Raw genomic sequence first — 10422 nt, 5'->3', positions numbered from 1 at the left:
GCTCGAGCTCCTCGGCCTCCTCCGCCAGCATCTCGCTGTAGCCGATGATGGCGTTAAGGGGCGTGCGTAGCTCGTGACTCATGCTGGCCAGGAACTGGCTCTTGGCGCGGCTGGCCGCCTCCGCCTCGCGGCGCGCGCGCAGCAGCTCGGTGATGTCGTGGTAGAGGCCCATGAGGCCGACCCGCTCGCCATCTACGACCACAGGCACGCCGAGCACCTCGACATCCACGAGCGTGCCGTCTTTGCGCCGGCGCCGCGTGATGCTGTGCACCGGCCCGCCCAGCGCCGTGCGGGTATAGCCCACCGCCTCGGCGCGCGTCGCCTCGTCCGTGATCAGCTCGTCCAGGTCGCGGCCGATGATCTCCGCCTGGGCGTAGCCGTACAGCCGCTCGAAGGCCGGGTTGCAGGAGACGATCTTGTAGTCCAGGTCCAGGGTCACAATGGCGACGGGGCTGTTCACGACCACGGCCTCGAAGTACTGCCGCTGCCGCTGGGCGGAGGTGAAGAGGCGGGCGTTCTCGATGGCAATGGCGGCCTGGGGCGCGAACATGTTGAGGAGCCGGAGGTCGTCCGGCCCGAACTGGCGCGCGGGGTCGTTGTGCACGGCCGCGAACGCGCCCACCAGCCGTTGCCCGACCAGCAGCGGCGCACACATGACGGCCTGCACCGTGCTCTGCGTGTACTGTTGCGAGCGGCTGGCCCACTCCTGATAGCGGGGGATGATGAGCGGCTCCTGCGTCTGCGCCACACGCCCCATGGCTCCTTCGCCCAGCGCCATGCGTACGCCCGTCGAGTCCTTGCCGATGTTGTGACTGGCGACAATGACCAGCTCCCGCCGGACCTCGTCGTAGATGGCCAGTTCCCCGCCGGTCACGCCCAGGAGGGCGACAGCGCGCTCGAGCACGGCCTGGAGCAGTCGCGACAGCTCGAGCTGCGCGGAGAGGTCGGCCATGGTGTCGAGCAGCGCCTTGTGCTCATCGGCGCGACGGCGCTCCGCCGCGAGCAGGCGGGCGCGGCCCAGGGCGATGCCCGCCTGGTTTGTGGCCACGGTCAGGATGTCGAAGTCCTCCTGGTCGAAGGCGTTCTTACGACTGCTCTCCACCACCACGACGCCGACGATCCCGCCGTCAATGGGGAGCGGCAGGTCGATTTCGGAGCCCGCCATGGGGCTGGGAATGTAGGCGGTTTCGCGGGTTACATCCGGCGAGTAGTGCAGCCTTCCATCCCGCAACGGGCGGTCGCTGAGCCCCTGCCCGGGGGGCAGGCGCAGGCCAGTCGGCGCGTCGCTCCAGCCCGCGGCAGTGCGCAGGACGCGCTCGCCGGTTGCCTCGTCGACCAGGAAAAGGGCGAGGTAGTCGTAGCCGAGCTCCCGGTCGTGCAGGCCGTCCACGATGCAGCGGCAGAGCTCGTTCTCGTCGTGGGCGGCGGCGAGCTGCGTGCTCAGTCGCAGTAGCGCCGCCTGGCGGCGGGCCAGGTCGCGGCGGCCAGGCGGAGGCGCAGATCTTCCTGCTCGCCGGGTCGGCATGGATTCTCCCGGTAGCGTTCTGGCCGCGCTCGCAAGCGTTGCGAGCGCCTGGAAAGCGCGAGGTCCGGAAATGAACAGGCAGTGGGCACGGGCCGCCTGTCCGGCCCGTGCAAGCGCCGGGAGAGGACGCCCGAGGAGTAAATAGTCCGGTCCGCCGTCCGCCGTGTCAAGTTTTTTGAGCGGGCGAAAGGCCACCATCCCTGCCCGCATCCTTGCCCGCGCGTGCCGGGGCGGTGCATCTTGGAAGCGCTTTCCTGCGCTATTCCTGGCCGGAAGATCCCGTTTCGAAGCCCATGACCGACAAGCCGGTTCCCAGGATCAGGTCCTTTCTCCGCGAACTGAAGCGCCGCAAGGTCTATCAGGTTGGGCTGGTCTATGTGGCCGTGGGCGCAGGTCTCACGCAGCTCGCCGACGCGGTGTTCCCGGCGCTGCTCCTCCCAGACTGGGCCTTCCGCCTGCTGATCGTCCTGCTGCTCTTCGGCCTGCCCATTGCGCTGACCCTGGCCTGGGCCTTCGACGTGACGCCCGAGGGGGTGAAGCGCACGGGACCGGCGCCGCGTGCCGCCGCACGGGCGAAAGCGCGGCTCCCGGCGGCCGAAGCGCTGGGCCGCCGCGCGGAGGCGCCAGCGGGCAGGCCGGCACCAGGGCTTTCGGGGCTGGCGGCTCTGCGTGCGGCGGCAGCGGCCGCGCCAAGGTTCGCGCCGCCGCCGGCAGGTCCCGGCATGGTGCGGGCGCCGGCCCGGGGCGCGGAGGGCGTCCCTGCCGGCGCGGCGCCGCCCGGGAGTGCGCAGGCGCAGGCGGCGGAGGTGCCCGATCCGGACCGGGTGAAGCGGGCCTCGCTGGCGCACTTGCGGCATGAGCTGCGGACGCCGATCAACGCCATCATCGGCTACAGCGAGATGCTGCTCGAGGACACGCCGGCGGCCGGCTCGCAGGAGCTGCTCGGCGACCTGGAGAAGATCCGCGCGGCGGGCAAGCAGTTACTCTCGCTGGTGGATTCCATCCTGGACCCGTCCAGGCTGGCAGACGGCGGGATCGAGCGGGAACTCGAGGCTTACGGCGCTGAGCTCCGTCATGACCTGCGTACGCCGCTGAACGCCATCGTCGGCTACGCGGAACTGCTGATCGAGAGCAGCCGCGAGACGGGCCGGGACGGGATGGTGCCGGACCTGAACCGCATCCTCGAAGCAGCGCGCACGCTGCTGGCGCTGCTCGATTCCGTGGTCGGGCTCTCGGCGCCGGCAGCGGCGCCGGCCAGCTCCGAGCTGTCCCGTGCCTCCGCCATCGCGCGCCAGGTACTGTCCAAGATCCGGCCGGTGAGCCGGGAGACGGCGGCCGCGGCCGAGATTCATCAGGGACGGCTCCTGGTGGTGGATGACAACCCGCTGAACCGGGACCTGCTCTCGCGCCAGCTCGCGCGCCAGGGTTACACCGTGGCCACAGCGGAGAACGGGAGGCAGGCGCTCGAGACGCTCCAGGCCGGGGACTACGATCTGGTGCTGCTGGACATCATGATGCCGGAGATCGACGGGATCGAGGTGCTCCGGCGCATGAAGCAGGACGAGGCGTTGCGGCAGACGCCCGTGATCATGATCTCGTCACTGGACGAGATGGACAGCGTCGTGCGCTGCATCGAGATCGGCGCAGCGGACTACCTGTCCAAGCCGTTCGACCCGGCGCTGCTGGGGGCTCGCATCGGCGCGTGTCTCGAGCTGAAGCGCGCGCGCGAGCGCGAGCGCGCGCACCTCGAGCGGCTCGCGGCGGAGCAGAGGCTGGTGGAGAACCTGCTGCTGAGCGTGTCCCCCCGGCCGGTTGCCGAGCGGCTGCGGCGCGGCGAGACGGAGATCGCCGAGGCGTTCGAGGAGGTCTCGGTGCTGTGCGCCGGGCTCGAGGGGCTGACGCGGCTGGCGGCGCGGGCAGGACCGGCCGAGCTGGTACGACGGGTTAACGAGCTGTTCGAGGCCTACGAGGAGCTGGCCGATCGCTACGCCCTGGAAACCGTGCACACCGAGGGGCACGCCTACCTGCTGGCCGCCGGCCTGCCCACGCCGCGGGCCGACCACGCCGACGCCATTGCCGGCCTGGCGCTGCAAATGGCGGAGGCCACGGCAAGCGTCGGAGCTCGCTACCCCGATCCGATCCGCGTCTCCATGGGCATCCACACCGGACCGGTGGTGGCCGGCATGGTGGGGAGGGGCCGCATTGTCTACGCGCTGTGGGGCGATGGTGTTGCCACGGCGCGGGAACTCGCGGCCCACGGCGTCGCGGGTTCGATCCACGTCTCCGCGCCCAGCTACGCCCGGCTGCGCGAGCGCTTCGCATTCGAGAGCCGGGGTGTGGTCGAGATCCCGGGCAAAGGGCAGATGCGCACCTACCTGCTGGCAGGCCCGGCACTCAGGCCCGCCTGAGTGCCGGGCGGAGGTGAGCGGATCATGAGGACAACCGGGGGAGTGCCACTCGTATGGGCCGCAGCACTGGCCGCGTGCGCCAGCGCGAGCGGGGTGCCGGAGGCCGCATCAGAGGGGAAGGCGACGCTGCAGCCCCGGACGCCCGCGGCCGAGGCGGGCGCTCCCGTGGCCGCAGAGGCTCCCGGCACCCCAGCGCCTGCGCCGACCCCGGCGGCCGGCGCGGGGGCCGCCACGCAACCGGCCGCCACGGCCGGCGAGCCACAGGCCGTTTCGCTCCTGGGACAGCCGCTCTACCCGCCTCTACTCGGCCCCGAAGTACGCGAGCGGCTGGAGCAGAACCTGGCGGCGGCGCGTGCGGCATACGAGGCGGGGCCAGACGATGCGGACCGCATCATCTGGCTGGGCCGCCGCCTGGCCTACCTGGGCCGCTACCGCGAGGCGATCGCGACTTTTTCCGAGGGGATCCGCAAACACCCGGACGACCCGCGCATGTTCCGCCACCGCGGCCACCGCTACATCACCCTGCGCGAACTCGATAACGCGATGGCCGACCTCGAGCAGGCGGCCAGCCTGATCCGTGGGAAGCTGGACGAGGTCGAGCCCGATGGGGCGCCCAACCCCTACAACATCCCGACCAGCACGCTGCAGTCCAACATCTGGTACCACCTGGGGCTGGCCCATTACCTGAGGGGCGACTTCGAGAGGGCGTTGCCCGCCTACCTGGAGTGCCTGAAGGTCTCGAACAATCCAGACATGCTGGTGGCGACCAGCGACTGGTTGTACATGACGCTGCGGCGGCTGGGCCGTGCGGAGGAAGCGGCGCTGGTCCTCGAGCCGATCCACCAGCAGATGAAGATCCTGGAGAACCACGCCTACCACCGCCGGCTGCTCATGTACAGGGGCGAGATCCCGCCCGATGCACTGCTCGATGCCGGGAGCGGGGACCCCGTCGAGCTGGCCACGCAGGGCTACGGCGTGGGCAACTGGTACCTGTACAATGGGGAGCGGGAGCGGGCGCTCGAGGTGTTCCGCCGCGTCCTGACGCTCAGCAACTGGGCGGCGTTCGGCTACATTGCGGCGGAGGCGGAGCTGGCGCGCGGGCGGGGGGATGGCTGACGGGCGCACGCGTACGGAGGACAACATTTCCGACCAGCTCCGCCGCTCCCTACGCGGGTCAGCCCCGGGCTCGGGGCTCGGGGTCGGGGCCGGGGTCCGCGCTGGGCAGAAAGGAACCTACTTTTCGGGCGGGGGCTCCGCGGCGGCCGAGCCTGTGGGCGGCAACTCGCCCTTGATCGGCCCGGGCTCCTCCTCGGGCCTGGTAGCGCGTTCCGCCCGGCTCCGCAGTTCGGAGCGCAGCGCCTCGAGCTTGGCCTGCAGCCGTTCGAGCAGGCTGTCCATGCGCGGCTGGATATCCGCAACGAAGCGGTCCACCGCCGGGCGAGCGTCACTCAGGGCGGCGTCCACCCTGGGCTGCACATCCTCGAGCGCCGCGTCCAGCCTGGCGTTCAGCTCGTCGAACGCGCGTCTCATTTTCGGCCGCACTTCATCGATTGCCGCTTCGAGGCGGGCCTGAAGCTCGGCAATCGGGTCCTTCTTCGAGCCGGAGCTGTCGGTATTCTGCACCGTGTCCTCCTGGGTCCGCGAGCCGCGGGGGCTCCCTCCTCTTTACGCGACGCTGGGTACCTGTGGTTTCAGTGGCACTCGCCGAACCCGTACCCCGTGCCCGTGCCCGTGCCCGTGCCCGTGCCCGTGCATAGCCTGCGCCGAGGAATTCGCGTACGGCTACGGGTAGGTACGCGTACGTCCACCCCGCCCAAGCCCAGCCACCCTTACCGGTAGCCCGCCGCCTGCAGCGAGAACAGCTCGGCGTACAGCCCGCCGCGCTCGAGCAGCTCGGCGTGGCTGCCCTCCTCGCGGATGCGCCCGTCCTCCAGCACCAGGATGCGGCTGGCCATGCGCACCGTGGAGAAGCGGTGGCTGATGAGCACGGCCATACGCCCGCCCGTCAGCTCGCTGAAGCGCTGGAAGACCTGGTATTCGGCGCGCGCGTCGAGCGAGGCCGTGGGCTCGTCCAGAATCAGGATCTGCGCGTCGCGCATGTAGGCACGCGCCAGGGCGATCTTCTGCCACTCGCCGCCCGAGAGGTTTACACCACCGTCAAAGCGCCGGCCCAGCATGTGGTCGTAGCCCCGCTCGAGACGCGCGATGACCGTATCCGCCAGGCTCTTGGCCGCGGCCCGCTCGATGCGCGGCCGATCTTCCAGCGCGTCGATCCAGCCCACGGCAACGTTCTCACGGGCGGCCAGATCGTACTCGACAAAGTCCTGGAAGATCACGCCAATGGCGCGGCGCAGCTCGTCAATGTTGTATTCCCGGAGGTCGACGCCATCCAGCAGGATGCGCCCCTCGTGCGGGTCGTAGAGGCGGGCCAGCAGCTTGACCAGCGTGGTCTTGCCCGCGCCGTTCTCCCCCACCAGCGCCAGCCGCTCGCCGGGTCGCAGCTCGAAGCTCACCTGGCGCAAGGCCCAGCGCTCCGCCCCCGGATAGCGGAACCCCACGCCCTGGAAGCGGAACCCCTCCCGGATCGGGCGCGGCAGCGGGCGCGCATCGGGCGGGCTGGCGACGCGGGGCCGCATTTCCAGGAAGGTGAAGAGGTCGCGCAGGAACAGGCTCTGCTCGTAAACGTCCGCGGAGCCCAGCAGGATGCGCGAGATCAGGTCGCGGCTGCGCATGAAGGAGGAGGCCAGGAAGCTCAGGCTGCCCACCGTCAGCACGCCCCGCACGGTCTGCCAGATGATGAAGCCGTAGGCGCCGTAATAGACGGCCGTGCTCAGCGCGGAGAGTGCCGCGCCTGAGGCGGCCCGGCGCAAGGCCAGCCGCCGGTTGGCGTCATAAAACTCGTCGGCCAGGCGACGATAGCCGCGAATGAAGTGGCCGGCCAGCCCGAACAACTTGACCTCCTTGGCCGTCTCGTCGCTGGCTGCCACATAGCGCAGGTAGTCGAGCTGGCGCCGCTCGGGCGTCCAGCGATAGAGCAGCGAGTAGGAGAGGCCGGCGTAATGGGTCTCGCCCACCATGGAGGGCAGCACTGCCAGGACCAGCAGCAAGAGCAGCCAGGGGTTGAAGGCCAGCAGTGCGGCCATGAGCGAGGCGAGGGTGAGCGCGCTCTGCCCCATGGATAGCAGCAGCGCTACCAGGCCGATGCGGCCAACAGTCTGGCGCCGCGCCCGCTCCAGGTGGTCATAGAACTCGGGGTCCTCGAAATGCTCGAGGTCCAGCGTGGCAGCGTGCTCCATGAGCCGCACGGACATGCGATTCGAGAAGAGGTCGCCCAGCAGACTCTCGAGCAGCGCGGAAAGGCGCTGCATGACCTCGAGTGACAGGGCAATGGCCAGCTCGAGGAGCGCCAGGCGGGCCAGGTAGCTCCAGTCTGGATCTGGTTGGCCCAGGTTGGCGACGACGCCGTCCACGATCAGCTTGGCGACCCAGAGCAGCGCGAGTGGCCCGAACGCCTGGGTCACGCGCAGCGCCAGCACGCCCGCGGCGTATGTCGGGTGGGCCTGCCATACCAGCTTCAGGAAGGGCGGCACCAGCCGTAGTGCACGCAGCCGCTCCCGCACGGGCGGCAGCTCCTTGCCGTTTCGGTCGCGCAATGCCACGATGAACCTGCTCCGCCTGAATGCCTGCTCGTTCCCGCTCCCGCTCCCGTTCCCGGCGCCTACCCACGCATTGTCGTGCCCCTGAACTGTCCCTGAACTGTATCACCCTTGTCCAGCCCGGCGGTTTCGGCTTATCGTGCTTCTCTGGATCATCAACCGCAGATCCCCACCAGACTCCGACCGCCGAGGGACCCATGTTGCCAGTGCCCCGAATCCGCACGCGCCCGTACACCGGCAATGCCGCTCGAGCCGCCGCCAGGAGCTCCGTGCTTGCTCTGCCAGCGGCCGTCGCGCTGCTGCTGAGCTTCGCGCCCGTTGCGCCCGCGCAGGTGGACCCGGCGCGGCTGGCGGCGCTCGAGACGCGCAGCATTGGCCCGGCGGCCATGAGCGGCCGCGTCGCCTCGATCGACGCTGTGCACAGCGACCCCAACATCATCTACGTGGGCGCCGCCACGGGCGGCGTCTGGAAGACCACCAACGGCGGCGTGACCTGGAGGCCGATCTTCGATGAGCAGCCCACCTCCTCGATCGGCGCGGTCGCGGTGTTCCAGCCCAACCCCAACATCGTCTGGGTGGGCACGGGGGAGGGCAATCCGCGGAACAGCGCGGGCGTGGGGACAGGGCTCTACAAGAGCCTGGATGGCGGCGCGACCTGGAGCTTCCTGGGGCTGGGCAAGTCGGAGCGCATCCACCGCGTGGTGCTGCACCCCACGGACCCGAACGTTGCCTACGTGGGGGCGATGGGGCCGGCGTGGAGCGAGGGCGAGGAGCGGGGCGTGTACCGCACGCGGGACGGCGGCAAGACGTGGGAGAAGGTGCTGTATGTGAACGAGAAGACCGGTGTGGCCGATCTGGTCATGGATCCGCGCAACCCGAACAAGCTGTTCGCCGCCATGTGGCAGTACCGGCGCTGGCCCTGGTTCTTCGAGTCGGGTGGACCGGGGAGCGGACTGTACGTCACGCAGGACGGCGGCAGCACCTGGACTCGCCTGGGCTCGAAGGACGGCCTGCCCGAGGGCGAGCTGGGCCGGATCGGCGTCGCCATTGCCCGCAGCAACACGGACGTGGTCTACGCGCTGGTGGAGGCCAAGACCAGCGCCCTGCTGCGCTCGGCGGACGGCGGCAGGAGCTGGACGACGGTGAACAACGAGCGTGGCATTGCCAACCGGCCGTTCTACTACACCGACATCCGGGTCGATCCGCAAAACGAGAATCGAGTTTACAACCTGTTCAGCCGCCTGAACGTGAGCGAGGATGGCGGCCGCACGTTCCATCGCCTGGACACGGGGATCCATGGCGACAATCACGAGCTATGGATCCATCCCGGGGACGGCCGGCTGATGATCAACGGGAACGATGGCGGCGTGGGCATCTCATATGACCGCGGGCAGAGCTGGCGCTTTGTCGAGAACCTGCCGCTCGGCCAATACTACCACATCAACGTGGACATGCAGCTCCCCTACAACGTCTACGGCGGGCTGCAGGACAACGGCTCGTGGCGCGGCCCCAGCTCGGTCTGGGAGTCCGGTCCGATCCTGAACCAGCACTGGACGACCGTAGGCGGCGGCGACGGCTTCGGCACGTTGAGCGACCCGGCCGACCCGGACTACGGTTACAGCATGTCGCAGGGTGGCAATCTGCGGCGCTTCAACTTCGTGACGGGCGAGCGGAAGGACATCAAGCCGTACCACCCGGACGGCACTGAGCTGCGTTTCAACTGGAACGCCGGGATCGCCGTCGACCCGTTCGACGCCAAGGTAGTCTATTACGGCAGCCAGTTTCTGCATCGCAGCCCGAACCGCGGCGATTCCTGGGAGATCATCTCGCCGGACCTGACCACCAATGACTCGACCAAGCAGAAGCAGCGGGAGAGCGGCGGGCTGACGCGCGACGTGACGGGCGCAGAGAATCACACGACGATCCTCGCCATCGCGCCCAGTCCGCTCGAGCGCAGCGTCCTCTGGGTGGGCACGGATGACGGCAACGTGCAGCTCACGCGGGACGGCGGCCGGAGCTGGACGAATGTGGTGGCGCGGATCAGGGGTGTGCCACCGGCGACGTGGGTGCCGCACCTCGAGGCATCCCGCCACGACGCGGCCACCGCCTTCGTCGTCTTTGACAACCACCGGCGCGGCGACTGGACGCCGTACATCTACCGGACCACCGACTACGGCCGGAGCTGGACCAGTCTGGCCACGCCCGAGCTGAGCGGCTTCATCCACGTGATCGAGCAGGACCCGGTCGTGCCCGAACTCCTCTATCTGGGCACGGAGTTCGGCCTCTACGTCAGCGTGAGCGGGGGCAGGAAGTGGTTCAAGTGGACGCACGGCTTCCCCACCGTGCCGGTCCAGGCGTTGATCGTGCACCCGCGCGACCACGACCTGGTGGTGGGCACACATGGCCGTGCCGTCTACATCCTGGATGACGTGCGGCCGCTGCGCGAACTGGCGCGTGACCCGGCACTCGTCACCAGGCCGCTCCACCTCTTCGAGCCGCCGGCCGCGCGCCAGTACCAATCGCGCGTTGCGGCGGGGGTGCGCTCGCCCGGGCATGGCGTGTTCCGCGGCGAGAACCGGCCCTTCGGCGCGCTGCTCACCTTCTGGTCGAAGGATGCGCCGGCGGACTCCGCGACCATCGAGGTGCTGGGCAGCGGCGGCGAGGTGATCCGCACGTTCCGTGCGGCGCTCGAGGCGGGTGCGAACCGCGTCGCCTGGAACCTGCGCCGCGACCGGTTCCGCCGGGCGAGCGACGCGGACGGGCCGGGCGGCTTCGGCGGCTTTGGCGGCGGCGGGTTCGGCGGGTTCGGCGGCGGCCCCGAGGTGCTGCCGGG

At 69.8% G+C, this 10422-nt stretch carries 6 protein-coding genes; 3 read left to right on the top strand and 3 right to left on the bottom strand.

Translation table 11 applies throughout. The annotated features are described in order from the left end of the window. On the bottom strand, positions 1 to 1525 hold a 1525-nt coding region (locus tag HY703_07405; GenBank protein MBI4545002.1), incomplete at its 3' end, for a GAF domain-containing protein. 293 nt (positions 1526 to 1818) lie between these two features. Here HY703_07405 and HY703_07400 point away from each other — a divergent pair. After that, positions 1819 to 3933, top strand: a complete 2115-nt coding sequence (locus tag HY703_07400; protein ID MBI4545001.1) for a response regulator — start codon at positions 1819 to 1821, stop codon at positions 3931 to 3933. 24 nt (positions 3934 to 3957) lie between these two features. Beyond that, entirely contained in the window at positions 3958 to 5049 is a 1092-nt protein-coding gene (locus HY703_07395; GenBank protein MBI4545000.1) for a tetratricopeptide repeat protein, read from the top strand. Positions 5050 to 5166: 117 nt separating this feature from the next. Here HY703_07395 and HY703_07390 read toward each other — a convergent pair whose 3' ends face one another. Both HY703_07390 and HY703_07385 read right to left on the bottom strand, forming a co-directional pair. Then, a complete protein-coding gene (locus HY703_07390; GenBank protein ID MBI4544999.1) occupies positions 5167 to 5556 on the bottom strand; it encodes an apolipoprotein A1/A4/E family protein in 390 nt (129 codons plus the stop codon). Positions 5557 to 5762: 206 nt separating this feature from the next. Next, complete coding sequence (locus tag HY703_07385) at positions 5763 to 7595, bottom strand: ABC transporter ATP-binding protein (protein ID MBI4544998.1); 1833 nt, start codon at positions 7593 to 7595, stop codon at positions 5763 to 5765. 263 nt (positions 7596 to 7858) lie between these two features. Here HY703_07385 and HY703_07380 point away from each other — a divergent pair. Beyond that, positions 7859 to 10422 (top strand): hypothetical protein (locus tag HY703_07380; protein ID MBI4544997.1); only part of this gene is annotated, 2564 nt, incomplete at its 3' end.

The organism is Gemmatimonadota bacterium, assembly GCA_016209965.1.
Taxonomy (GTDB): Bacteria; Gemmatimonadota; Gemmatimonadetes; order Longimicrobiales; family RSA9; genus JACQVE01.
This window is presented reverse-complemented; position numbering and strand designations above follow the sequence as displayed.

Coding starts and splice junctions, on each gene's coding strand:
- HY703_07400 (MBI4545001.1), top strand. CDS start 1,819: ATGACCGACAAGCCGGTTCCCAGGATCAGGTCCTTTCTCCGCGAACTG.
- HY703_07395 (MBI4545000.1), top strand. CDS start 3,958: ATGAGGACAACCGGGGGAGTGCCACTCGTATGGGCCGCAGCACTGGCC.